Origin of the sequence: Bacillus sp. RIT 809 (genome assembly GCF_016892495.1) — a bacterium.
Taxonomy (GTDB): Bacteria; Bacillota; Bacilli; order Bacillales; family Bacillaceae_G; genus Bacillus_A; species Bacillus_A cereus_U.
The window spans coordinates 85986-110572 of the sequence record NZ_JAFEMR010000015.1 but is presented as its reverse complement, the minus strand read 5'-3'; the positions used below and the strand labels follow the sequence as shown (position 1 = coordinate 110572).

Below are 24587 nucleotides of genomic sequence, written 5' to 3'. Positions count from 1 at the left end.
TTTAAAAGGAGAGAGTTTACATGATAGAGAGTAAAGTTGTAGATTCTGTACCAACTCTTAATGAGAATAGTTGTCAAATATGGTGGGCGAGAATTTCAGATTTACAATCATGGCATTACAATTTACTAAATGATGTAGAGCGAGAGAAAGCAAATTCATATCATCATTCGGCAGATCGTGCACGTTTTATAATAGGTTGTGTAATTAGTAGGTTAGTTCTTGGAAAGATACTTTCTATGTCGCCAGTTCAAGTACCGATTGATCGAATGTGCCCGGTATGTAATTTACAACACGGTAGACCTCAATTACCAGAAGGTATGCCGCAAATATCCGTTTCCCATTCGGGTGAGTGGGTTGTCGTGGCATTTACAGAATCTGCACCTGTTGGTGTTGATGTTGAACAAATGAATCCAAATATAGATGTTATGAAAATGGCAGAGGGCGTATTAACAGACATTGAAATAGCACAAGTTATGAAATTACCTGATGAGCAGCGACTAGAAGGATTTTTAACATATTGGACTCGAAAAGAAGCAGTGCTGAAAGCGACAGGTGAAGGACTATTGATTCCACCAGTAGAAATTACAGTATCAGCTCCAAATGACCCTCCCGAATTGTTAATTTTTAAGGATAGACAAGAGTTAGCAGAAAATACAGTGATGGAAGATGTAAGACCTAGTTTAGATTATATGGCTTCCATTGCAATATTTAGTAAAGAAGTAACTGAAATTACGCAGTTAGACGCGGTATCGCTATTAAATTATAAATCAATTTAATAAAAAAATTTATAGAAGAGGTGTTCCTCATGTTAGTGGCGGAAAATAGAAAAAGCGAATTAACTTATAATGTACAAGCAATTAAAAATATTTTATTTTCTGGAGATACATCATCTATTCTTGCTTTAGAAAAGCTTTTGAATGATACAGTTCAATTTGATGTTCTAGAACAAGAGGTAATTGATAGACAGTACATTCCGAAAGAAGCAAAAAATTTCTTTGATAAAAACGGAACATTTCTTTACCGCGTATCTAATGTTAGTTATAAAGGTAAGGTGTTATCTGAAAATCTAATTTTTGCAGACACTTCGTTTTTACCACATACTATAAAGCAAGAATTAGAGGATGGAAATATTCCAGTTGAAAAACTTATAGAAAAGATGGAAGTAAGAAGAAACGTATTATATGAAGGATATCAGCCATCTGGAAATATTATTGAATTGTTTGATGGATGTTCTGTTTCAGCGAATGTTTATCCAACTAGAAAATATCAAATTGTAAGGAACTGCAAATGTATATTTTATATTTGTGAAGTGTATCATGCAGAGAATATACAGGAACTGCTTAAATAAGAAATAAACAAGAAACCAGCCTATAAAATGGCTGGTTTCTTGTTTATTTTACAGCTTCTTTTAATTCTTTACCTGCTTTAAATGCTGGAACTTTACCAGCAGCAATCTGAATTTCTTCTCCAGTTTGCGGATTACGCCCTGTACGAGCAGATCTTTCACGCACTTCAAAAGTTCCAAAGCCGATTAGTTGAACTTTATCGCCAGATTGTAATGCAGTAGCAATTGTGTCAAATACGGATTGTACAGCTGCAGAAGCTTCCTTTTGAGAAATATCAGCTGATTGTGCCACATTTTTAACTAATTCTGTTTTGTTCATGTTTTCACCTCATAAAAAATTTTTTAGAATGAATGTTTTAGTATAATGGTTAGTAAAGATAAAGCTATCTTCGTAATTAGGAAGAATGCTGTATAGTTATGTTAATTTCGTTGAAAGAAACTGAATCCCTGCAAATTAAAGGGATTTATTAAGAATTGATGCATACGACAAGCTATAATATGAAGATGAGGGGGGAGTATACGGATGATTTTTCGTGAAAAGAATGAGAAAGAAAGTATATTAATTCGTCAACATGATCATGGTTTTTTAGCTGGTGAGATTGCAAGCCATATAAAAGAAGATATTTTTGAAGATAAAACATACTTAAAAGAGACAATTGATGCAATATACGAACATGATAGAGGATGGATAGAGCTTGATAAAGTACCAATTTTGAATGATTCTAAAAATATTCCATATACATTTATGGATTGTCCAAGTTCATTACGCTTTGTTTTTTATACGATTGGTTTGAATGCAATTGAAGAGTCAAATCCATACGGGGCGTTACTTTGTAGTAAACATTTTTTATCGTTTCCATTAAATGAGGAAGACGAAGAGATGATGTCATTTTATACAGGGGAATTGGAACGACAAAAAAGAATATTGAAAACGTTAACAAAAGAACAATTTGCGATGTTCGATAAACATTATAGATTATTAAAGTTTTGTGATGAACTTTCTTTATATGTATGCATGAATAAGCCTGGTGTAAAAAAGAAAAATGAAATTGATTTGTTTAAAGATGGTTTTGAAGGAACAGAAATCTTTAATAGTAAGGATGGGAAACCTATTCGAGCTGATTGGGTGGATGAAGAAATAATTCGAATTACACCGTTTCCATTTAAAACGGAATTTCATACGTACGTAAAATATAAAACTATAAATAAACATGTTATTGAAGAAAAAGGAATTGCAAAGGCTGATAGAGAATCGGAAGTTCAGAAGCAACTGATATATTTTCTACAATAGAGAGGGCATAACAAGAAAAAGGAATGATCTCACTTTATGAATCATTCCTTTTAGAAATAAATTAACTTACACGTTTTTTATTTAATTCTTTTAATTTTTCTGCTTGTAGAAACCGATTTGTTTCAGCGACAACTACACCACTTAATCCAATTAGACCAATTAAGTTTGGTATCGCCATAAGTCCATTCGCAATATCGGCAAATGTCCATACAACACCTAATTTTAAATTAGCGCCAATAGCAATCATAACGATAAAGATTGCTTTATAATATCGTACAGCACCTTGTCCGAATAAATAAGCAACACACTTCTCTCCGTAATACGACCAACCTAAAATAGTAGAGTAGGCGAATAATATAATGGCGATACCGAGAATCATACTACCAGCAGTACCGAATACGGATTGGAATGCTAATGTTGTAGCTTCAACACCAGTTTTACCTGATTTCCATGCGCCTGTAGTAATTAATACTAGCCCCGTAATTGTACATACAATAAATGTATCTAGAAAAGTACCAGTCATAGAAACTAAAGCTTGTTTTGCAGGTGAATCTGTTTTGGCAGCAGCCGCAGCAATAGGAGCACTTCCTAAACCAGCCTCGTTAGCAAATACACCACGTGCCATTCCGATTTGAATTGCAGATGCAACTGTTGCTCCGATAAAACCACCAGCAGCAGCTGTACCTTGAAATGCACCAGAAAAAATAAGTGAAAATGCTTCTGGAATTTGATCAAAGTGATAGAAAATAATAATAAGACCAGCAATTATATAAAAGAAAGCTTTAATAGGAACGATAAATCCCGTCACTTTCCCGATTTTTTTTACACCGCCTAAAATGACAATAGCGATTAAAAAGGACATTAATATACCAGTTAAAGCAGGGGGGAAAGAGAAATTAATTCGCATTGCCTCTGCAACTGAGTTAGATTGCACCATATTACCGATACCGAAAGAAGCAGTTGTACCGAATATAGCGAATAAAACAGCAAGCCATTTCTTACCTAAGCCACGCTCTAAATAATACATTGGTCCACCTGAGTATTCACCATTTTCATTACTAACACGGTATTTCACCGCAAGAATTGCCTCGGCATACTTTGTTGCCATACCGAACAAAGCAGTAATCCACATCCAAAAGATTGCACCAGGACCACCAATAGTAACAGCTGTTGCAACACCTGCTATATTTCCCATACCAATCGTTGCAGCCATAGCTGTCATCAGTGCTTGGAAGTGACTAATATCTCCAGAAGATGATGTATCCTCTGATTTTTTAAAAGCTAGTTTGTGAGCGTATATTAGTTTACTAAACTGTAAACCTTTTAAGCGCACTGTGAGAATGATACCAGTTCCAACGAGTAGCAACAAAGTTGGTAACCCCCACACATACTGATTAATTTGTTCTAATACTTTACTTACTGTTTCCATCTGTATTCTCCTTTTTTAGAAAAAATAAAAACCACTTCAAGGAAATGAAATGGTCTCTGGAGAAACAAGGGATAGAAAAATAAACCGATACAAATCGGCATTTTCTTTCGCTTGTCTCTGTCCTTTTACCTGAGAGATTATCCGCTAAAGTAGCGGATTTGCTCCTTCGGTGCTCGTTTTCCTCCGCGCTATACAAAAGCGAGAGGGAGTCTCTCCAGAGATTCGTCCCCATGCAGTTCTACTTGTAACCAAGACCTGAGAGTTTCAAAGTTCGTTTAACAACTTCTTGCCCCGTCGGTAGATCAATAGACCTTCTCCTGAATGGTTCATCCGAATTATAAAATTAAAAACTTAAACGTATTGATTGTGTATAGAATCAATAAAAATATTATAGATATACAATTAGCGAAATGCAATCATTTTTTATTTTGAAATAGTAAATATGTAAGTGAGTTAAGAGTGAGATGTAATCCGTATAGGATTACACCCCCTTTAAATTCCGAATTATTTGAAATAAAATCAATTTAGTGGTTTGATAGATTTAGAGTGACTAAAAATGGTTATTTGTGTATTGAGTATAACAGCAGATACAATTTGTTTACATAATTTTATTATGTAAACAAATTGTTGCAAGAAGGAAATGAACCGTATCATAAGGGGGATTAGAAATGCTATTAAAAACAATATTTTGCAAGGTGGAAGAAGAGAAAAGAGAATTGTTTTCTGATGCACAAGAAAAATGGCGTGATTTACAGTATTTAGACGGATTCCATGGACAATTTGGTGGGTGGAATGAAGAAGAAGCGTGTGTATATACTTTATGGGAAGATAGAAATGCATATCAATCATTCATGAATGATGCTCATGATACAATTTTTTTAAATAGTAATCAAGAAGGCACATATATTTCCTGTAATATTGAAATGTTTCAAACGTTGTATGATATAACAGAAACTCCTTTGAAAGACGTAATTGCACAAGGGTCATTTGTAAGAGTTGCAATTTGCGATGTGAAAGAAGGAAAAGAAAAGAATTTTTTACATACGCAAGAAACAATTTGGAATAAAGGAATGGAAAATGCAAAAGGGATATTAGGTGGAGTTGTAGGGAAGTCTTTAAAGAATGAAAATCGTTACATAGTATTAACTTATTGGCAAGATGAAATAGTACATGAACGTTATATGAAAGAAATTTTTCCTGAGTTATATCAGTTAGCAAATGTAAATGAGTATGTTGAAAATATAAATGGAAAGAAAGTTATTAGGAAGGAAGAATGGTCTGTTGCCGCTTCGAAATAAAGTTAGAACTTGTTAAAGTAGCTGGTTTAGATAAAGTTGAAATGGAACGTTTGTTCTTGTATAATTGTTTTGTACAAGAACAAGAGGGGGTATTTAAATGAGTAAAGTTTTAAGATTTGAATTGCAAGTCCCAAACCCTGAAGAAGCTATTCAATTTTATACAAATAGTTTTGGATGGAAGTTTGAAAAAATGCTTGGGCCACATGACTATTGGTTCATAATTACAGGTGAGAGTGATAGACCTGGTATCGATGGTGGATTAATGAAATCACCTGATGGTGCTACTAGGACGACTAATTCGATTGAAGTACCTTCAGTTGATGAGTACATAAATAAAGTTACTGAAAATGGTGGGCAAGTAGTTGTACCTAAAACTGCTATTCCTAATATGGGTTACTTTGCTTATTGTATAGATAATCAAGGGCTTCTTTTTGGAGTGTGTGAAGAAAATATTGAAGCATAAAAAATTAGGGGCTTTTGAGATTACTTTGTTTGTTGAATGATATTGAATGATGTTTTCAATTAAAGGTTATAATTATTAAAAACCCTTTTGTATAAAAACTAGTATTATTTTAGCTGAAGAAGGATCCATTTTGATTATTTTCAAAAGGATTCTTTTTTGTTTTTCACATATTTTGAGTTATTTAGGCATTATTAATCAAACTTATATCGGTATATTATCTATGAAAAAAGTAAATAAATGATGTTATATTCAAGGGTTAATCTATTGACTGCTAAACAGTTTGAGGTGAAAAGGAAAAGAGGACCAATTATTTTCGTGTAAACATGTAATTAAGTGAAGACGTCATATACCCTTTCATGTTAATATATTTAAGTTATAATAGGAGGCTTACCCTTTTGTATTGTACGGTAGAAGCAGTGTGAGCTTGAAATTTTTTATGAAAAGGATGTGCCTAATTTGCGTATAAATAAATTTATTAGTGAAGCTGGAAAAGCGTCTCGACGTGGAGCAGATAAGTTAATTAATGAGAGAAGAGTAATTATTAACGGTAAGGTTGCAAAAATTGGTGACCAAGTAAATCCAGGTGATGACGTACGAGTAAATGGAGAGCAACTTCGTATTGCTCGAGACCATGTGTATATAGCTTTAAATAAACCAGTAGGTATTACATGCACAAGTGAAAAAGCAGTAAAAGGTAATATTATCGATTTAGTGAATCATCCTTTACGAATTAATCACATCGGACGTCTCGATAAAGACTCAGACGGTTTAATTTTGTTAACGAATGATGGCGATATCGTTAATGAGATTTTACGTGCTGAAAATAAACATGAGAAAGAATATATCGTTTCAGTAGATAAGCCGATTACACCGGAGTTTTTAGAGAAAATGGCAGCAGGGGTTAAAATTTTAGATACAAAAACTCTTCCATGTGAAGTAACACAGTTATCAAAATATGAGTTCCAAATTATTTTAACACAAGGATTGAATCGTCAAATTCGCCGTATGTGTGAAGCTTTAGGTTATCAAGTATACACGTTAAAACGTACGAGAATTATGAATATTGAGTTGAATAATTTACCAGTTGGACAGTGGAGAGATTTATCGAAAAAAGAGAAAAAACGACTATTTTCAGATTTGAATTACGAACCACAAGATTGGTAAAAAAGAGAAGGGGAAATCAAAAAATGTTTTTGGTTTCTTTTTTTATTGAATAAAAAATGTATTTTTAACACTTGTAAAAATGGATTGAATAGGATATATTAAATAACAATAAATGGATTTGTTACAAAAGCAAAGAAAAGGACACGAGTTATTTTAAACGGTTATACAGAGAGGGAAGAAAAGCTGAGAACTTCCTAACGCAGAAAAATAACTTACCACCTTAGAGCTGCACTGGGGAAATCAAGTATCTAGTGCCGTGTAAGCGACGTTATCGCAAAAGAAGCCATTATGTTTTTTGTGATGGGAATCTGGGTGGAACCACGAATATAAGCATATTCGTCCCTATTTACTAGGGATGAATATGCTTTTTTATATTTTATTTCATAATAAGCGAAGAAAAGGACATGAGTTATTTTAACCGGTTATACAGAGAAGGAAGGAAAGCTGAGAACTTCCTAACGCAGAAAAATAACTTACCACCTTAGAGCTGCACTGGGGAAATCAAGTATCTAGTGCCGTGTAAACGACGTTACCGTAAAAGAAGCCATTACATTTTTGTGATGGGAATCTGGGTGGAACCACGGGTAAAAGCACACTCGTCCCTATTTTAGGGATGAGTGTGCTTTTTATTATGAAATGGAGAGATGAAAAATGAAAGAACAGATGATTGAAATTAAATTTCCAGATGGTAGCGTTAAAGAATTTGTGAAAGGTATTACTTTAGAAGAAATTGCTGGTTCGATTAGTAGCAGCTTGAAAAAGAAAGCAGTCGCAGGAAAAGTTAATGAGCAGTCTTTTGATTTACGACGAAACATTGAAGAGAATGCAGAAGTAGAAATTATTACTATTGACTCAAATGAAGGTGTAGAAATTGCAAGACACTCTGCGGCACATATATTAGCGCAAGCTGTGAAAAGAATTTATGGTGATGTGAAGCTTGGAGTAGGGCCAGTTATTGAGAATGGATTTTATTATGATATGGATCTTCAAAGTAGTGTAAACGTAGAAGATTTACCGAAAATAGAAAAAGAAATGAAAAATATTATAAATGAAAATGTAAAGATAGAACGAGTTGAAATCTCTCGAGAAGAAGCAAAAAAACTGTTTCAAGAAATGAATGATAGTTTGAAATTAGAGCTTTTAGAAGCAATTCCTAATGAGGAAAGTGTAACACTTTATAAACAAGGTGAATTTGTAGATTTATGTAGAGGACCACATTTGCCATCTACTGGTTATCTGAAAGCATTTCAATTAACTCATGTTTCTGGTGCATATTGGCGAGGTGATAGTAACAATCAAGTGCTTCAGCGTATATACGGTGTGGCATTTGCTTCACAAAAAGAATTAGAAAATTATTTGCATTTTGTTGAAGAGGCTGCGAAGAGAAATCATCGGAAATTAGGTAGTGAACTTGAATTGTTTATGTTTTCGGAAGAGGCTCCGGGAATGCCGTTTTACTTGCCAAAAGGACAGATTATTCGCAATGAATTAGAAGCATTTTTAAGAAAAATTCAAAATGAGTACAATTATCAAGAAGTGCGTACTCCATTTATGATGAATCAAGAATTATGGGAGAAGTCAGGACACTGGGGACATTACAAAGACAATATGTATTTCTCAGAAGTGGATCATAAAAGTTTTGCATTAAAACCGATGAACTGCCCAGGCCATATGCTTATGTTTAAAAATAAATTACATTCTTATCGTGAATTACCGATTCGTATGTGTGAGTTCGGTCAAGTGCATCGACATGAATTTAGTGGCGCTTTAAACGGATTATTAAGAGTTCGTACTTTCTGCCAAGATGATGCTCATTTATTTGTAACACCAGAACAAATTGAAGATGAAATCAAATCAGTAATGGCGCAAATTGATTACGTATATAAAACTTTTGGATTTGAGTATGAAGTAGAGCTTTCTACTCGTCCAGAAGATTCAATGGGTGATGATAAATTATGGGAGCAAGCAGAAGCAGCATTAGCAAATGTATTACAATCATTAAATTATAAATATAGATTAAATGAAGGTGATGGTGCATTTTACGGACCGAAAATTGATTTCCATATTAAAGATGCTTTAAATAGAAGTCATCAGTGCGGAACAATCCAGCTTGATTTCCAAATGCCAGAGAAATTTGATTTAAATTATATAGATGAGAATAATGAAAAGAGAAGACCAGTTGTCATTCACCGAGCAGTTTTAGGATCTTTAGATCGGTTCTTAGCAATATTAATTGAGCACTTTGGAGGCGCGTTCCCAGCGTGGGTGGCACCGGTTCAAGTGAAAGTAATTCCAGTTTCAAATGCAGTGCATGAACAGTATGCAAAAGAAATTGAAGATAAACTAAAACAAGCGGGTATTCGTGTTGAACGGGATATTCGAAGTGAAAAATTAGGATATAAAATAAGAGAAGCGCAAATGCAGAAAGTTCCATATGTCCTTGTTATTGGGGATAAGGAAATGGAAAGCGAAGCTGTAAATGTACGGAAATATGGTGAAGAGAAGTCAGAAGTTGTTGAACTAGATGCGTTTGTGGAAAGTATGAAAGAGGAAATAAAAAATAGGAAATAGAGATTGATAATAAAACACACCATTAATTATGTAATACTGAAGTTAAAGTAATTAAAGATATATTAAATAACAATAATAAACGCAGAGAAGGGATAGCTTAATTGCTATCCCTTCATTTTAATTTCACTATTTAATCCCATTGGTTGAAGAAAGTTGTTGTCTGTATTTATTGAGTGTATTCGTCGCTTTTGTACTCCAAAATATCACCTGGTTGACAATCTAAAGTCTTACATATCGCTTCTAATGTTGAAAAACGAACCGCTTTTGCTTTCCCATTTTTCAGAATGGAAAGATTCGCCATCGTAATCCCAACCCTCTCCGAAAGCTCCGTTACGCTCATTTTTCGTTTTGCTAAAATCACATCAATATTAATAATAATTGCCATATCCTCCACCTCAGACCGTTAAATCATTTTCTGATTTTATATTAATAGCTTCTTGTAAAAGCCTTTGGAGAACAGCAGCAAAAACGGCGATCACCATAGAGGCGAAAATGATGGTCAATCCGATTGGTATGAAACTTGGAGGATCAATTTTTTTCGCCATGAGATAGTAGAGTGGCATACCTAGCAAGTACAAGGTACTGATCGTGATGGCACAGTATTTTATATTCTTTAAAGCCTTTACTGATAATTCCGAGAACGCTTGGTTCTTATCAATATAGCTTAAAAGTTTAAAAGCTTGATACAGAGCAAAGTAAAAAGGTATCGCTGCCGCGTACATATCGATTAAAATGAGAGATTTCATATAAGCAATATCCGGATACAATTCTCCAGCAAAATTCCCGATCTTAGGCACCAAAAATATGCACAATGCAAGAACTGGGATTCCTATAAAAATAATAGCTAGCTTTAAAAAGAGTGTCGTAACTTGTTTCATAAAAAGCACCTCGCTTATGCAATAACAACATGATTTTACTATGAAATTTATCGTTTTGCAATAAAATTGTATTGTTTTTTATTTTATTATTATTGTTATTGAAATATCTTTTTAATTTTGATGAAAATAAAAAGCATTTCTCATTCCAAAGAAATGCTCTTATGAAGTGGTATGTTTTATTTTACCTTACAAAAATGTAAGGTAAATGTAAGGAAAATCGAATGAAAGGATTTTAGAAAAATGAGAATATTAAGCAGAGAAATCGTTCGTATTTCTTATGTATCTCAATCTGCATTTGGAAAATTTAAAAATTCTTAAGAATTTTTATGAGAAAAATATAAGAAATATATGGGGAATTTATACTATACAAAAGGGATGGAGTGAAAGAGATGTCAACAAATGTAGTTACTGTAGAAAGTGTAGAAAAAACGTATGGGAAAAGAAATGAGAATCAGTCAAAAGCATTAAGGGGTGTTTCGTTAAGTATTAAAGAAGGAGAGTTTGTAGGGATTATGGGTCCTTCTGGATCTGGTAAAACGACATTACTAAATGTGATTAGTACACTTGATCAAGCGACAGGTGGTAGTGTAACAATAGCTGGCACAAATATTACTTCTATGAAGGGGAATGCATTATCAGATTTTCGTTCTCAAAAATTAGGATTTATTTTTCAAGACTTTAATCTACTAGAAAATTTATCAATTTATGAAAATATCGCTTTACCACTTTCCCTGCAAGGCATACCGTCAAGTGAGATTACTGGAAAAGTAAATGAAGTAGCAAAGAAATTAGGGATTACTGAAATTTTAACAAAATATCCGACTGCTGTTTCTGGTGGACAAAAACAAAGAACAGCGGCAGCACGAGCTTTAGTACATAATCCGGCAATCGTATTAGCAGATGAACCGACAGGAGCACTTGATAGTAAAAATGCAAAAAGTTTATTAGAAGCGATGCAAGATTTACATGAAAATCACAATGTCAGTATTTTGATGGTAACACACGATGCATTTAGTGCGAGTTACTGTGAGCGTATTTTATTTATTCAAGATGGTCTACTTTATAAAGAGTTAAATCGTCAAGGAACACGAGAAAATTTCTATCAAGACATTTTAGGTGTGCTTGCCCAAATGGGCTCAGCAGCTGAGCCTAAGTAAGGGGGCGAGACTATGTTATTCAAATTATCACGTCATAGTATGAAAAAAATGTTAAAGGATTATATGGTTTTACTTATTGGTCTAGTCATTAGTATTAGTATTTTTTACATGTTCCAAACGATGGCGATGAATAGTGAATTTACAAAAGATAATAGTCTCATTAGTAGTATTAGGCTCGTCTTCTGGGTTGGTGCAATATTGCTCTCATTCATTACAGTTTTTTACATCATTTATGCCAATTCTTTTTTACTTACATTAAGAAGAAAAGAACTCGGTATGTACATGATGCTTGGAGCGAAAAAGAAAAAAGTAGCGCAATTATTATTTATTGAGACTTTTGGTATGGGTATTGTCAGTATTATTATCGGTATTTTAGTAGGAATCATACTAGCTAGTGTAGCAGGAAATTTGTTAATGAATGGAATGGAAATTTCAGCAAAAGGTAATTACGCATCTGTATACACACCAGCTATATTAGTTACATCTATTTTCTTCTTAATATTATTTTTCATTACTGGTGTAATGAATAGTTTCCGATTATTACGTAAAACAGAATTAGAGTTAATACGTGAAGACGAAACGCAAGATGAAGTGAAGAAAAGTAAAACTCGCACAGTTATTATGACAGTACTAGGTGTATTGCTAGTAAGTACAGGATACTATTTTATGGTAAATATAAAAATGTTTGCTGAACTAGGATTTATAATAGCGACAATTGTTACGACATTAGGAACGTATTTCATTTTTAGCTCGTTACTCCCACTTTTTGTAATGAAAATTAAGGGGAATAAAAAACGAAATGAAACGGGATTAAATAGTTTTACTTATGCACAGTTACGTTTTCGAGTAACTAGTTTATCGAGAGTACTAGGCACTGTAGCGATGTTAATTGCATTAGGTGCAGGTGCCATGACAGCAGGTATGGCGTTTCAAAAGAATGTAGGTATTATGACAGACTTCTCACGTGTATATGATGTCGTAATTCATGATCCAAATGAACAAGATAAAGCAGCATTAAAAGAAATGGAAATTGTTGAAGAAAGCAAGTATAAGTATAAAGTAGATGGAGAAGCGGTTTATTATTTACGTAACGACTTAACTGAAAAACCACCACTTATTTCAGATCATTTTGATACAAAAACTTTAAAAGAACCTGCTCGTAAACGTGTAAATGAGCCTTTGGCAGAGCCTTTATATACATCTATGGAAGCTCAAAAAAATGAGAATAAATTGCCTAACATGCCGAAAGATTGGGAGGATGCAATTGCAAGCGAACTGCAAATTACATTTAATCAATTTAACGGAAAACCTGTAAGGATTGCTGATGAGGAAAACTATAAAGCGGTTCAAGGAACGGAACATAGTGTAACTTTAGTAAGAGTAGACGATATGAAAAAATATAAACCACTGTTGATCGAAATAGATAAGAGACAAGAAGAAGTAATTGAAAAAACAACAGGTACAAAAGTAGACTTATATACGAAAATGACAATTTATCAGTTCATGAATAGTTTCATGAGCGGAACAATGTTTATGGGATTTTTCCTTGGAATTGCATTTTTAGCGATGATGGCGAGTTCTCTTATGTTTAAAATATTAACAGGAGCTTCTCGTGATGTACGCCGTTATGAAATGCTACGAAAAATCGGTGTGAGGCGTAGTATGTTAACAAAAAGTATATATAAAGAAATCTCATATTTATTTATCTTCCCAGCAATTATTGGAATTTCCCACGTTTTAGTAGGGCTTAACTTATTCAGCTTCATATTAGTTGACCCATTTGTAAAAGTGTGGATGCCAATAGGAATCTTCATAGTAATTTATTTCATTTATTATTGGATTACTGTCCAACTTTATAAAGGTATGGTAATGCCGAAAGAAGAAGTGGTGAAGTAGTTTAACGAAAGAGTCCTTGTTATGAAAACAAGGGCTTTTTTCTATGTGTGTTATACATAGATACGTGTACGCAAGATGTTGTCAAGAATCAATACTTTAAATTCGTAAGGGGATATTGAAAGTTTAGAAAATATTAAGAATTAATGTAGTAGAAAGTTAAGAAGTGTATGGGAAATTAATAATGCACAAAAAGATTGGGATGAAATAGAAAAGTGTAATTGTTTTATATGCTTATTTTTAGTGGTGATTTTATGTAGTTTTACAGAATTAAATTGATATGTAAATAAATTTAACAGAAAGGAATTGACTTATGAAAAAATCAATAAAAATTATTGGAGTCATTACTATACTATTACTAATCATAGCTCTATTATTCCCCACATGGACTTCGCAAATAAAGGGTAATAACAGTATAAGTACATTAGAACAAGTCGAGATAAATGGAAGTGATCATGAAATTATGATACGTGGCAAAGATAAGAGTAATCCAGTTATTATCTTTGTTCATGGTGGACCAGGTTCTTCAGAAATACCGTATGCTCAAAAATATCAAGACTTACTGGAAGATAAATTTACGATTGTTAATTATGATCAAAGAGCAAGTGGAAAATCGTATCATTTCTTTGAAGACTATTCAAATCTTTCATCAAATCTACTCGTGGAGGATTTATTAGCTATGACGGATTACGTTTCAAAACGTCTAGGCAAAGAAAAAGTAATTTTAATAGGCCATTCTTATGGTACATATATTGGAATACAGGCTGCCAACAAAGCTCCTGAAAAATATGAAGCATACATTGGCATTGGACAGATGAGCGATACAGTAGAAAGTGAGATGGATAGTTTAAACTATGTTATTGAACAGGCACAAAATGCTGGGAATGCGGATGAGGTTTCACATTTAAAAGGGTTAACTGAACAAATTAAAAATGGCGATACATATACCCCGCGAAATTATGTTGCGAAATACGGTGGAACTTCAAGACTTATTGAAAATCCAGATGGTGATAACATAGGGATGTTATTCAGTAATGAATATAACTTGTTTGACGTAATTCGTTATAACTATGGATTATCCTATTCTCAAACAGTTTTATTAGAAAAAGATTTAAAGAATCCATTACCTACTAAAGTAACTAAGCTGAATCTACCGTTTTATTTTCTTATGGGAAAATACGATTATAATACTTCATTTCTTGCAGCAAGAAAATATTTTGATATGATTGAAGCGGATAAAAAAGAATTTATTACTTTTGAGAAATCAGCTCATTATCCGCAATTTGAAGAGAAGGAAAAGTTTTATAAATGGATGTGCGAAACATTCGTCAAGTAAATCAAATGTATCCGAACTTTAGGAAATTAAAAAAATTGAGAGATTAAGTAGGTATTAGCGAGAATTTTAAAGATTTTAGATAAATATCCACGACAAATTCGTGAAGCAAAGAAAAATGTAAAGACTCTTGTATGTATGAACAAGGGTCTTTTTTTAGCTTGTTTTTTATAAAGAAGGAAAAGATTGGATAATGGTCGAAAAATATAACAAGACTTCCGATAAATGACTGAAATAATAATATTTTGTCGAGAGAAAGGATATTGAGTATGAAAGAAATGCTACAGTTATTTTGAAAGAAAGTGTATGCACGCTTTTTTCTAGCAAATATTTTAGAGCGACTCGGTTCTATGATTGCCGGAATTTCTTTAATGTTTTACTTGTTAGATCAATACGGTGCAGCAACAGGTATTAATCCAAATGGTAAATAGTTTGTATGCTCTATTTGGTTTATTATTATCTGTTACGTGCCTTTATCAAGCTATATTACCTAGTGGGCAAAAGAGAGTGCAGGGTATAGCTGAAGAGATGTAATATGTCTAACTTTTATTTCTGAATATTCTATTAAATGGTAAGGGGAATAGTTATGTTGATGCGAACTGCTAAGTGGTGTGGAATTACTTGTTTACAATTATTTGCTGCAATCTTATGTATAATCTGTCTAGGTGCGCTCCCTCGGTTATTTAAAGGATTGCAAATTGATTTAATCGGTTTTTGGAATGCAATTATATATGTTGGTGAGAAAGTACTTCACCCAACTGAAATTACATATGGATTTCAAGCGCCGAGAAAATTATTTCCGCAAATTTGGATCCATTATATTGAAACGATGATAGTATTTCTTTCAGCTTTTTTACTTTCTTTATGTATAGCGTATGTACTTGTTGTTTTTGTACTGCAGCGTACTCATATGACACAGAAAATGTGGAACGGGATTTTTCTTACCCTTGAGAGCATACCAGATATTTTACTTATTTTATTATCGCAACTTCTTGTCGTAATTATTTTTCAAAAAACAGGGTTTATGCCAATCAAACTGGCTGGATTAGGGGAAGAAAGAGTACGTTTGTTACCGATTATATGTCTTACAATACCGACAACGTTATTGTTTATTAAACTTTTGTTATTAAGGTTCAGAGAAGAATTAGAGAAAGATTATAGTATGTTTGCCAAGAGTAAAGGGTTAAGCTTACGGCATATTTTGACACATCATATTTCAAGAAATGTTTTATTGACGACAGTTTATTATGCGAAAACAAATATTTTATTTATGCTATCCAATTTATATATTATTGAATGGATTTTTAACACATATGGAATGTTTGTATTTGTAAAAGAACATTCGAACATAGAAATTTTCACAGTAAGTTTAATTTTATTATACGTACCGCTTTTTGTAGTATTTCGTTTATTACATACGTTCTTACAAAATGTTATAAAGGAGCGGGTATAGTATGTGGCAAGTTGTAAAAAGGGATATAAGATTTTGGTTTGGTGTTACTTTTTTAAGTGTACTTATGATTGTTAGTATTGGGAATACGTTGTTTTTTGATGGGAATATTCGCGAACTAACGATGATGTATAACGAAAAAGGAGAATTGGAGGCTGCTCCATTTTCACCATCAAGTGAATTTTGGTTTGGAAGTGATGTGAAAGGCCGCGATCTTTTTCAACTAATAATAGAGGGAGCAAAATGGACAGTTGGAGCAAGTATAGTTATTGCAATTTTACGTATAGTGATTGGGGGAGGGATAGGTTTATTACTTGGTATGTACAGTAAACGCTCATTCCCAGTTATCTCATCCTTTTTTGATCCATTCAGTATTGTACCAATGGTTATGATTTCCTATTTTATTTTAAAGGAAGTTTTAATGTTTGACAGTGGAGAGGCAGCTGCTCCGTTTCATTTGCGAGTTGCGTTTCAAATTATAGTTATTGCATGTCTTGCAGTACCGACAGTTATGTTGTATGTAGCGCAAGAAGTCAAGCGTATTAAGAAAGAAGAATTTATGTTGGCGGCAACAGTGCTTGGAGGAAGTAAGTGGCAAAGACTGAAGCGTCATGTATGGCCGCATATGTTACCATCATTTCTTTTATTAGTAGCCCAGCAATTTGTTAGCACTTTATTACTTCTCTTACATCTGGGTTTGTTGCGATTATTTTTTGGCGGAACAATAATCTTTGGCGGTATAGATGCAGATAGTGTAACAAAAGAGTGGACAGGTTTAATCGGACAAAATTTCCGTCACTTAACTACACATACATGGATTGTACTTATACCAATTGCTTTTTATAGTATGACAATATTGTCGGGAAATCTGATTAGTAATAGTATGCAAGATGCGATTAAGCTAGGAAATGTTAGAAAAGCGAATCGGAAGACGGAAGAAGTGAAAGTGGAGAAACAAATACAACCTACTATGAATGATTTTTCTTTCTATAAAGAGGTACAAAAATAAAGAAAGGTAGCTGAAGACAAATTGTTTTCAGCTATCTTTTTTCGTTTAAAGTGGTGGTAAATCAATCTTACCTTCCTCAAATAATTCTTTTATCATATGTTTCGTATAACCAGCTGCTTGACCAAATGTGATTTTTGCTGGCATTGGTGCTTCATTTACATCTACAACTACATCAATAATGCACGGTTTATTTTGTTTAACTGCATTTTCAAAGGCGGGAAGTAAGTCATCTAAATGTTCTACTCGGTATCCAATACCACCGCACGCCTCAGCATATTTTGCGAAATCAGGATTCGTTAAGTCTGTACCAAATTCAATATTTCCCATAACTTCTTGTTCAAATTTAATCATAGCAATTTTATTATTGTTTAATACAACGACAACAATTGGTAGTTTATATTTAACAGCTGTTACGAAGTCATTCATTGTCATTCCAAACCCGCCGTCACCACAAACTGCAAACACTTGTTTATCCGGGAAAGCAATTTGTCCAGCAAGTGCACCAGGTAAACCGCAGCCAAGTGTTGCAAGCCAACTAGAAATGATAAATTTCTGGTTTGTCATACGGAAGTGCCTTGCAGTCCATACTGTTACATTTCCGACATCGACTGAAAGAATTGCGTCATCTTCTGCTACTTTCTGCAGTGCATGCATAACTCGCTGTGGTTTAATTGGAGTCGAAGAATCTTCTTCTTGACTGTGTAATTTTTCTTCCCACTTTTTCATCATTTCTTGATGATGCTCTAAGAAGGAATGGTCCTCGTGTTTTTCTACATTTTCAATTAACCATTTTAATGTTTTATCAGCGTCACCAGCTAAGCCGATATCTGTCGTATAACGTTTCCCGATTTGTGCGGGGTCTGTATCAATATGAAGTGTTTTTGCTTTTTCGGGTAAGAAACCAGTGAACGGATAAGAAGTGCCCACCATAATTAAAGTATCTGCATGTTTCATTGCTTCATAAGAAGGTTTCGTCCCGATTAATCCTAATCCACCGATACAAAGAGGGTGTTCATCAGGAACAATCCCTTTAGCTGGTAATGTAAGTACGATTGGAGCACCGATATGTTCTGCAAATGCAAGTAAAGACTCTCTCGCATGTTTCGCTCCTTTCCCGGCTAAAATAACAGGTTTTTTAGCTTCATTAAGTGCGAGTTTTGCTATAGCTAAATCTTCTTCTTGCGGAAATATTTCAGGTAATGTAAAGGAAGAGTTTGTAATACGTGCACCATTTTTCACTTCGAATTTCGGAACATCATCTGGAATTGTAAGAACTGATACACCTTTTTTTGTATATGCCATTCGAATCGCTTGATTCACTACAGCAGGTAACTGTTCAGCTGACATTATTCGTTGGTTATAAACGGCAACATCATCAAACATTCTTTCTAAGTTTACTTCTTGGAAAAAATCCGTTCCGAGTAAATCGCTTTCTACTTGTCCTGAAATTGCTAGTACGGGAGCTTGATCGAGTTTGGCATCGTATAAACCGTTTAATAAATGAATAGCTCCAGGTCCTGCAATAGCCATACAAACACCAAGTTTTCCTGTTAATTTTGCATAGGCTGCCGCTGCTAACGCGCCAGCTTCTTCATGGCGAACTTGAATAAATTTAATTTTATCTTGTTTTTTTCTTAAAGCTTCAATTATAGAATTGATGGAATCTCCAGGCATACCATATATGTGTTCTACGCCCCAATCAATTAAAAGATCTACTAATGCTTCACCAGCTGTTTTCCCAAACATAATCGTTCCTCCTTATAATAGGTAGATACTATTATGTTTTGGAGAAAAAGGAAAAATATACAAATGATATAACTTATTTGTTTTAATGATGGCCAGTGAAAAGAGTGAAGACTGTTATTAGTAAAAATCCACTAATAGACCACGATAGAAACGGAAGGAAAGGTAGCTGTTTTTTTGCTTTCCAAAGCATTTCGTGAATTGTGACATAGCCAAGAGAACCAATTGCGCTTCCCATAATAAGTCCTTGTAAATGGAGAGCTTTCCCGTCCATCATAATGCCAAAAACAGTACCGGTCCCTAGGATAAGAGAAAGTAATAAAGTTGTTAATAAAAATGAAATGTATTTATGTTTTGTAAAGAGAAATGGAATAATTAAAGCTAACCCTTCTGGAATATGATGAATGACAATCGCAAGTAAGAAAGGAATGGCAGAGTCATTATGATTTATAAACGCTGTTCCTAACGCAAATCCACTCGGCATATTATGAATGAATATAGCGAAAGAAAGAAAAAGGAAGGTTTGCCATGCTTGTTGATCTTTCTTATGTATAATCGGATGATGGCAATAGTTATCTAATAAGCTCATAACTAAAATACCGATAGCTATACCGAGCATAGGCCCAATTATTTCATAGCTTGAAAATGTTTCAGGAATAATTTCAAGTGATAATAATCCAAGTAAAATCCCACCACATAATGCGTATAAGCGATGCATCTTTTCTTCAATTAGTTGGCGTGTTGCTACTCCAACAGCACCTCCTAATAGTAATCCACCAAACGAAAAAAACGTAACGATTATTGGAATCCATAGACGTTCCATATTATCACACTCCGATTCTATACCCTTAATTTCAGCTTACTAATGGGGGAGGGAGATTAGTCCAAATAATTATGTTTGATTATAGAGAAAAATCTATCAACTCGTTATAATCTATATATCGAATTTAACAGAAGATGCGAAATGGGGAATAAGATTGCAAACAAAATGGAGTTTATCCCGCTTTAACGGGCAATAAGACTCCCATCTCAAAAGTCAGGGAATGCGAGGCAGTTAGACGGGAGGTCAACTGCCCGTAAAAGCCCGATTGGTTCAACTAATAATCAGTGGGGGATGGACACTCCCCACTGATTAAAGTTTCACTTTATCCGAATGTGAGAATCCAGAACGGTATGATGTAGAAAATAAAAGTTTGTCAGATTTTCCGTTCTTACTATCATGGGTGCAAAAACTAAATATACAAAATGAATGGATTCTAGATATAGCCTGTGGAACAGGGAGAGTTACAATTCCATTCATAGAAAACGGATATCAAATGATTGGTGTAGATATACATGAAGGCATGCTTACTGAAGCGAAGAGATATACGAAAGGGAAATGGTTACAGCAAGACTGCTTGCAATTGAGCGTCGAAGAAACAATTCCGTTAGCATATATGGTTGGCCATGGATTCCAGCATTTTCTTACGAATATACATCAAAATCAGTTGTTAACATCTATTCATAATGTATTAGCTGAGAATGGTATATTTATATTCGATACACGTTTTCCTTCAAAAGAAGAATTAATGCAACCATCTACAGAAGAATATTGGACAACTATTACAGATGAAAAGGGAAGAAGATGTGATTTATATACTGAGCTGAATTATGATTCAATTCAGCAAATACAGCACTACATAACAACAAGAAGGTTTTATGAGGATAATACGCTAGTAGAGGAATTGAAAACAACGATTGATCTTCGCTATACGTATCCGCAGGAGTTAGAAAGATTGCTAGTAGAGAATGGATTTGAATTGTTACATATATACAATGATTGGGATGGGAATGAGTTGCAGGAGGATTGTTATTCTATGGTGGTAGTTTGCCGGAAGAAAAGATAGGGATGCTGAGTATTAGTTGATAAGTGACATAAAGAAATGCTCCTAAGAATATAACAATCGGACGCGTTTATATAGAAACGCGTCTTTTCTTATATAGTAAGTTATTAGAAAAAATGATCAAACTGTATTTCACATTAACAATAGACTATGTGTCTTTGTTTTTATTGTAAGGAAGAATAAGAGGAGCTGCAGTGGGGTGTTACGGTGGGGACTGTGAAAATACAATTATAGAGAAAATGAAGGATAGCGTCATAATCAAATGTTGTTTACTATGCTATTAGAGTTTTATATAATATACAAATAAATAAAACTGGATATTTGCCATTTTAGAGGGACATAAAAAAATGTCCTGGTATTTAGATAATGTTTATGAGTTAAATAAAGAAAAACGAATGTAATAAAAATTTACTATACTAACTTTATGGAGAGTAATGTTATGAAAGCAGAAAAAATACTTGAAACACTAGATAGGTACGCGGGGGAGTTTGATTTTCCAGTACTTGATAACTATAATTTTGACTTAGCACAATCCAGAATATCTGTTTTTCGAGAGGAAGACAAGTGGTTCATTGTATTTGAGGTTGTGGGTGTTGATGCAAACCTTGAGATATCGAATAACTTCTATGTGTATAGTAATAGCATGAGACAGCAAGGGTTTTTTTCATGTTTCGATGAAATCTTAACGCTGGTAAAAGAAGAGTATTGGTACGATGATGAAGATCGTTTCCTTGTAGATCCTTTTCATATGGAGCTACTGTTGAAAGGAGAACATATTACCTTAACACCAACGGTAGAAGAGTATAAGCGTTTAGGAATTGAAACGGATTCATTTCATCCTACCAAACTTATTCGTTATTTAACTTCTGTATATAAGGAGAAATTCTGGATAAAGCCCTCGGACATGTTAGATGAAATCAATGCAGAATTTAAACCAAATCTATTTTATCAAACAGAAGAATGGGAACATCCTGATGTTAGTGATGATCAAAAACCGAGTGAGAGCATATTCTTTCAAAGTTTAGCTAAAGCGATTGAATTAAATAGTGTGAATTTGATAACTGTAGGGAAAGTAAATAATGATTGGACCAATTGGACATGGAGTGATTTTGAAAAACAAGAAGAGGATGATCTTTAAATCAGAAGATGAGGAAAAGATAGAATGTGTTGGCATAGGTTCATAGTAAATCAGTTGTTCTCGCAGTAACGCTTATTTTTGTAAACGTCCACTAAATGATAACATTTCTACATCCTAATTCAATTTGTATATAAGATAAGGAGCTACTCAGTAGCTCCTTATCTTATTATTTGTTCCGTAATAAACGCATACTGTTAAGGATTACAATAAGTGCAGCGCCTGTATCACTTAGGACAGCCATCCAAAGAGTAAGCCAACCTGGGAAGATAAAGGCAAGGGCGATAAATTTAATAATCAATGAGAACCAAATATTTTGTTTTATGATGTGCAATGCTTTCCGGCTAAGTTTCATTGTATAAGGAAGTTTTTCAAGATTATCTGCCATTAATACAATATCTGCCGTTTCCATTGCGGTATCAGTTCCTGCACCGCCCATTGCAATCCCTAGGTTTGCAGTAGCGAGGGCAGGGGCATCATTTATGCCGTCCCCAATCATAGCCACTGTTTTTCCTTCAGATTGAAGTTGTTTGACAGAATGAACCTTATCTTCTGGAAGTAAGTTAGCAAAATAGCGATCTACTTTTGCTTTCTGTGCAATGTGTTCTGCGGTTCCTTCATTGTCTCCTGTTAACATAACAGTTTCCCGAATACCTGATTGTTTTAATTCTTGAATTGTTCCATAAGTAGTAGAACGAATGGAATCTGCTACTGAAATCATTCCTAAAATGACTTTGTTCGTTCCAACAAGTATCACGGTTTGACCAATTCTTTGCATCTCCTGAATCGGTTCGTTCCACATTTGAAGTGAAACTCCAAAACCTTCATATAATGCTTTATTTCCAGCGTAGTATGTTTCGCCATCTATCGTTACTTGCGCACCTTTTCCTACAATGGTGCGGAAGTCTGTTCCGCTTTGGATAGAAGTTTGATGCTCTTTCGCATATGCTGTAATTGCTTTGGCAATGGGATGATTAGAGTATTCTTCAATTGTTGCTGCGATGGATAATAACGCATCTTCAGTACAATCTACGCTGCGTACATGCATTACTTTTGGTTTTCCTTCAGTCAATGTTCCTGTTTTATCAAACGCAATAGCATTTAATGAACCTGCGATTTCTAGAGCAGTACCACCTTTAATGAGTACACCGTTTCTTGCTGCATTTCCAATTGCAGATACAATAGCAACAGGAGTTGAGATAACTAAAGCACAAGGACACGCAACAACAAGAAGTTCTAATCCTTTATAAAACCATTCCATCCATTCGCCCATACCAAGAAGGGGAGGGATAATCATGACACCAATTGCTAATACAAAAACGATAGGTGTATAGATTTTTGCAAAACGATCCACAAATGCTTCTGTCGGTGCTTTATTTTCCTGTGCTTCCTCTACAAGATGAATAATTCGAGATAACGTAGTATCCTCAACAAGTTTAGTGACTGTAATCTCAAGAGAACCTTCATCATTAATCGTTCCTGCATATACGGAATCACCAATTTGTTTATCAATTGGGATTGATTCACCAGTTATCGGCGCTTGGTTTACAGTAGAAGTGCCTCCTATAACTGTGCCGTCTAATGGGATTTTCTCACCTGGCTTTACAACAATCGCTGTATTTACTGCAATATCATCAACGGATTTTTTTATAAGTTCAGTTCCAATTTTTATCCAAGCTTCTGATGGTGCTAAATCAATTAATCCACGAATAGATTCTCGTGTATGTTCAATTGATTTATTTTGTAGCGTTGCCCCTAATGCAAATAACCAAACAACTGTTGCGCCTTCTAGCCATTGACCAATTAATGCAGCACCAATAGCGGCTGATATCATGAGAACGTTCATATCGAGCGATTTACTTCTAATTGCATAAAAGGCACTTTTAGCAGGTTTATAACCACTAATACCAATGCTCATAGCATAGAGAAGTGTAATAAGAAGAGGGGATATGATTGTAAAACTTCCTCCAAATCCTAAAGCTAAAAATAAACCTGAGAGAATCAAAGTTGTATTTTTTGATTTTGAAACAGGTGTTGCCCCTCTACGAGCTCCAGCTAGAGACGCTTCAAATCCTGCGTTAGACACTTCTTTTATAATGTCATCCACATTCCGGTCATGACGAATATGCATTTTTCCAGTAGCGAAGTTTACTCGAACTTCTTCCACGCCAGAAACGTTGTGTAGATGCTTTTCGATTGTTAAAGCACATGCCCCACAATCCATACCTTCTACAAGATAAGTTTGTACGCCATCTCCTGATATTTTTTGAGTATTAAGAAGAGCTGATGGGTCACTACAGCAAGAAGATTTTGATGTCACTGGTTCTTTGGATAGGTCTAATTCAGATGAACAACAGGTTTCAGTTTTAATAGAATTGTTGTTACTACTACAGCAAGAGATTTCCTTAGTAATAGGGATAATTGGAATCTCTTTTTTTGAAGAGCAACACGATGAAGTTTCCGTTGCTAATTCTTCTTTTGTGGGTGCTATGGAAGAATCTTGACAGCAATTCGCTTGTTTTCCGCTCATCTTTTTATCTGTCAT

General features: G+C 34.2%; 21 protein-coding genes, 1 pseudogene, 1 riboswitch and 2 other annotated features. Of the genes and pseudogenes, 15 read left to right on the top strand and 7 right to left on the bottom strand.

Translation table 11 applies throughout. The features are described from left to right. The first annotated feature begins 20 nt into the window (after positions 1 to 20). Together sfp and JTF23_RS17315 are read left to right on the top strand one after the other, a co-directional pair. Positions 21 to 776: a 4'-phosphopantetheinyl transferase family protein gene (gene sfp, locus JTF23_RS17320; RefSeq protein WP_204209270.1), complete on the top strand. Its 756-nt coding sequence runs from the start codon at positions 21 to 23 to the stop codon at positions 774 to 776. 29 nt (positions 777 to 805) lie between these two features. Continuing rightward, positions 806 to 1348 carry a chorismate pyruvate-lyase family protein gene (locus JTF23_RS17315; RefSeq protein ID WP_078181582.1) on the top strand — a complete coding sequence of 181 codons (543 nt, stop codon included), beginning with the start codon at positions 806 to 808 and terminating at the stop codon, positions 1346 to 1348. A 43-nt stretch (positions 1349 to 1391) separates the two neighbouring features. On the opposite strand, the gene JTF23_RS17310 is transcribed toward JTF23_RS17315, so the two are convergent. Beyond that, positions 1392 to 1664 carry an HU family DNA-binding protein gene (locus JTF23_RS17310; RefSeq protein ID WP_001043960.1) on the bottom strand — a complete coding sequence of 91 codons (273 nt, stop codon included), beginning with the start codon at positions 1662 to 1664 and terminating at the stop codon, positions 1392 to 1394. 204 nt (positions 1665 to 1868) lie between these two features. On the opposite strand from JTF23_RS17310, the gene JTF23_RS17305 reads away from it, so the two are divergent. Further along, complete coding sequence (locus JTF23_RS17305) at positions 1869 to 2636, top strand: DUF3891 family protein (RefSeq protein WP_204209269.1); 768 nt, start codon at positions 1869 to 1871, stop codon at positions 2634 to 2636. 61 nt (positions 2637 to 2697) lie between these two features. Here the strand turns inward: JTF23_RS17305 and JTF23_RS17300 are convergent, their stop codons facing one another. Then, complete coding sequence (locus tag JTF23_RS17300) at positions 2698 to 4065, bottom strand: alanine/glycine:cation symporter family protein (protein WP_204209268.1); 1368 nt, start codon at positions 4063 to 4065, stop codon at positions 2698 to 2700. Positions 4066 to 4172: 107 nt separating this feature from the next. After that, positions 4173 to 4293: riboswitch (glycine riboswitch) on the bottom strand. A 440-nt stretch (positions 4294 to 4733) separates the two neighbouring features. Between JTF23_RS17300 and JTF23_RS17295 the strand changes: the two genes are divergently transcribed. The 4 genes from JTF23_RS17295 (at position 4734) to thrS (ending at position 9561) form a co-directional block, all read left to right on the top strand. Continuing rightward, positions 4734 to 5363: a YdbC family protein gene (locus tag JTF23_RS17295; protein ID WP_002200554.1), complete on the top strand. Its 630-nt coding sequence runs from the start codon at positions 4734 to 4736 to the stop codon at positions 5361 to 5363. Positions 5364 to 5460: 97 nt separating this feature from the next. Beyond that, positions 5461 to 5826 (top strand): VOC family protein, encoded by a 366-nt coding sequence (locus tag JTF23_RS17290; protein WP_199660185.1) that lies wholly within the window; start codon positions 5461 to 5463, stop codon positions 5824 to 5826. A gap of 456 nt (positions 5827 to 6282) precedes the next feature. After that, on the top strand, positions 6283 to 6990 hold the full coding sequence (locus JTF23_RS17285; protein WP_204209267.1) for a pseudouridine synthase: 708 nt from the start codon (positions 6283 to 6285) through the stop codon (positions 6988 to 6990). A 123-nt stretch (positions 6991 to 7113) separates the two neighbouring features. Further along, positions 7114 to 7337 (top strand) — a binding site (T-box leader). A gap of 37 nt (positions 7338 to 7374) precedes the next feature. Then, positions 7375 to 7597: a binding site (T-box leader), on the top strand. Positions 7598 to 7641: 44 nt separating this feature from the next. Beyond that, positions 7642 to 9561: a threonine--tRNA ligase gene (gene thrS, locus JTF23_RS17280; RefSeq protein WP_204209266.1), complete on the top strand. Its 1920-nt coding sequence runs from the start codon at positions 7642 to 7644 to the stop codon at positions 9559 to 9561. A 166-nt stretch (positions 9562 to 9727) separates the two neighbouring features. On the opposite strand, the gene JTF23_RS17275 is transcribed toward thrS, so the two are convergent. Together JTF23_RS17275 and JTF23_RS17270 are read right to left on the bottom strand one after the other, a co-directional pair. Further along, on the bottom strand, positions 9728 to 9946 hold the full coding sequence (locus JTF23_RS17275; protein WP_105587059.1) for a helix-turn-helix domain-containing protein: 219 nt from the start codon (positions 9944 to 9946) through the stop codon (positions 9728 to 9730). A gap of 10 nt (positions 9947 to 9956) precedes the next feature. Next, on the bottom strand, positions 9957 to 10439 hold the full coding sequence (locus tag JTF23_RS17270) for a DUF2975 domain-containing protein (RefSeq protein ID WP_204209265.1): 483 nt from the start codon (positions 10437 to 10439) through the stop codon (positions 9957 to 9959). A 380-nt stretch (positions 10440 to 10819) separates the two neighbouring features. Here JTF23_RS17270 and JTF23_RS17265 point away from each other — a divergent pair, with 380 nt between their 5' ends. The 6 genes and pseudogenes from JTF23_RS17265 to JTF23_RS17240 all read left to right on the top strand — a co-directional run bounded on the left by JTF23_RS17265 (position 10820) and on the right by JTF23_RS17240 (position 17281). Further along, on the top strand, positions 10820 to 11596 hold the full coding sequence (locus JTF23_RS17265; protein ID WP_307839213.1) for an ABC transporter ATP-binding protein: 777 nt from the start codon (positions 10820 to 10822) through the stop codon (positions 11594 to 11596). A 12-nt stretch (positions 11597 to 11608) separates the two neighbouring features. Further along, a complete protein-coding gene (locus JTF23_RS17260; protein WP_204209263.1) occupies positions 11609 to 13492 on the top strand; it encodes an ABC transporter permease in 1884 nt (627 codons plus the stop codon). 310 nt (positions 13493 to 13802) lie between these two features. After that, positions 13803 to 14825 carry an alpha/beta hydrolase gene (locus JTF23_RS17255; protein WP_204209262.1) on the top strand — a complete coding sequence of 341 codons (1023 nt, stop codon included), beginning with the start codon at positions 13803 to 13805 and terminating at the stop codon, positions 14823 to 14825. Between the two features lie 266 nt (positions 14826 to 15091). Beyond that, positions 15092 to 15220: pseudogene (locus JTF23_RS27900) on the top strand (MFS transporter); the annotation flags it as partial. 188 nt (positions 15221 to 15408) lie between these two features. Next, the gene (locus JTF23_RS17245; RefSeq protein ID WP_204209261.1) at positions 15409 to 16275 is read left to right on the top strand and encodes an ABC transporter permease subunit; all 867 of its coding nucleotides are present in this window, start codon (positions 15409 to 15411) and stop codon (positions 16273 to 16275) included. Position 16276: 1 nt separating this feature from the next. After that, the gene (locus JTF23_RS17240; RefSeq protein WP_204209260.1) at positions 16277 to 17281 is read left to right on the top strand and encodes an ABC transporter permease subunit; all 1005 of its coding nucleotides are present in this window, start codon (positions 16277 to 16279) and stop codon (positions 17279 to 17281) included. Between the two features lie 45 nt (positions 17282 to 17326). Here the strand turns inward: JTF23_RS17240 and JTF23_RS17235 are convergent, their stop codons facing one another. Together JTF23_RS17235 and JTF23_RS17230 are read right to left on the bottom strand one after the other, a co-directional pair. Then, entirely contained in the window at positions 17327 to 19027 is a 1701-nt protein-coding gene (locus JTF23_RS17235; RefSeq protein ID WP_204209259.1) for a pyruvate oxidase, read from the bottom strand. Between the two features lie 82 nt (positions 19028 to 19109). Next, on the bottom strand, positions 19110 to 19847 hold the full coding sequence (locus JTF23_RS17230) for a ZIP family metal transporter (RefSeq protein ID WP_002031888.1): 738 nt from the start codon (positions 19845 to 19847) through the stop codon (positions 19110 to 19112). A gap of 370 nt (positions 19848 to 20217) precedes the next feature. Between JTF23_RS17230 and JTF23_RS17225 the strand changes: the two genes are divergently transcribed. Further along, the gene (locus JTF23_RS17225) at positions 20218 to 20910 is read left to right on the top strand and encodes a class I SAM-dependent methyltransferase (protein WP_204209258.1); all 693 of its coding nucleotides are present in this window, start codon (positions 20218 to 20220) and stop codon (positions 20908 to 20910) included. Positions 20911 to 21346: 436 nt separating this feature from the next. Next, positions 21347 to 22045, top strand: a complete 699-nt coding sequence (locus JTF23_RS27895) for a DUF7003 family protein (protein WP_252188029.1) — start codon at positions 21347 to 21349, stop codon at positions 22043 to 22045. A gap of 166 nt (positions 22046 to 22211) precedes the next feature. Here JTF23_RS27895 and JTF23_RS17215 read toward each other — a convergent pair whose 3' ends face one another. After that, positions 22212 to 24587 carry a heavy metal translocating P-type ATPase gene (locus JTF23_RS17215; protein WP_204209257.1) on the bottom strand — a complete coding sequence of 792 codons (2376 nt, stop codon included), beginning with the start codon at positions 24585 to 24587 and terminating at the stop codon, positions 22212 to 22214.

Bases quoted from the DNA above. Each gene is read 5' to 3' on its own strand.
- sfp (WP_204209270.1), top strand. From the start codon at position 21: ATGATAGAGAGTAAAGTTGTAGATTCTGTACCAACTCTTAATGAGAAT.
- JTF23_RS17315 (WP_078181582.1), top strand. From the start codon at position 806: ATGTTAGTGGCGGAAAATAGAAAAAGCGAATTAACTTATAATGTACAA.
- JTF23_RS17310 (WP_001043960.1), bottom strand. From the start codon at position 1,664: ATGAACAAAACAGAATTAGTTAAAAATGTGGCACAATCAGCTGATATT.
- JTF23_RS17305 (WP_204209269.1), top strand. From the start codon at position 1,869: ATGATTTTTCGTGAAAAGAATGAGAAAGAAAGTATATTAATTCGTCAA.
- JTF23_RS17300 (WP_204209268.1), bottom strand. From the start codon at position 4,065: ATGGAAACAGTAAGTAAAGTATTAGAACAAATTAATCAGTATGTGTGG.
- JTF23_RS17295 (WP_002200554.1), top strand. From the start codon at position 4,734: ATGCTATTAAAAACAATATTTTGCAAGGTGGAAGAAGAGAAAAGAGAA.
- JTF23_RS17290 (WP_199660185.1), top strand. From the start codon at position 5,461: ATGAGTAAAGTTTTAAGATTTGAATTGCAAGTCCCAAACCCTGAAGAA.
- thrS (WP_204209266.1), top strand. From the start codon at position 7,642: ATGAAAGAACAGATGATTGAAATTAAATTTCCAGATGGTAGCGTTAAA.
- JTF23_RS17275 (WP_105587059.1), bottom strand. From the start codon at position 9,946: ATGGCAATTATTATTAATATTGATGTGATTTTAGCAAAACGAAAAATG.
- JTF23_RS17270 (WP_204209265.1), bottom strand. From the start codon at position 10,439: ATGAAACAAGTTACGACACTCTTTTTAAAGCTAGCTATTATTTTTATA.
- JTF23_RS17260 (WP_204209263.1), top strand. From the start codon at position 11,609: ATGTTATTCAAATTATCACGTCATAGTATGAAAAAAATGTTAAAGGAT.
- JTF23_RS17255 (WP_204209262.1), top strand. From the start codon at position 13,803: ATGAAAAAATCAATAAAAATTATTGGAGTCATTACTATACTATTACTA.
- JTF23_RS17245 (WP_204209261.1), top strand. From the start codon at position 15,409: ATGTTGATGCGAACTGCTAAGTGGTGTGGAATTACTTGTTTACAATTA.
- JTF23_RS17240 (WP_204209260.1), top strand. From the start codon at position 16,277: ATGTGGCAAGTTGTAAAAAGGGATATAAGATTTTGGTTTGGTGTTACT.
- JTF23_RS17235 (WP_204209259.1), bottom strand. From the start codon at position 19,027: ATGTTTGGGAAAACAGCTGGTGAAGCATTAGTAGATCTTTTAATTGAT.
- JTF23_RS17230 (WP_002031888.1), bottom strand. From the start codon at position 19,847: ATGGAACGTCTATGGATTCCAATAATCGTTACGTTTTTTTCGTTTGGT.
- JTF23_RS27895 (WP_252188029.1), top strand. From the start codon at position 21,347: ATGAAAGCAGAAAAAATACTTGAAACACTAGATAGGTACGCGGGGGAG.
- JTF23_RS17215 (WP_204209257.1), bottom strand. From the start codon at position 24,587: ATGACAGATAAAAAGATGAGCGGAAAACAAGCGAATTGCTGTCAAGAT.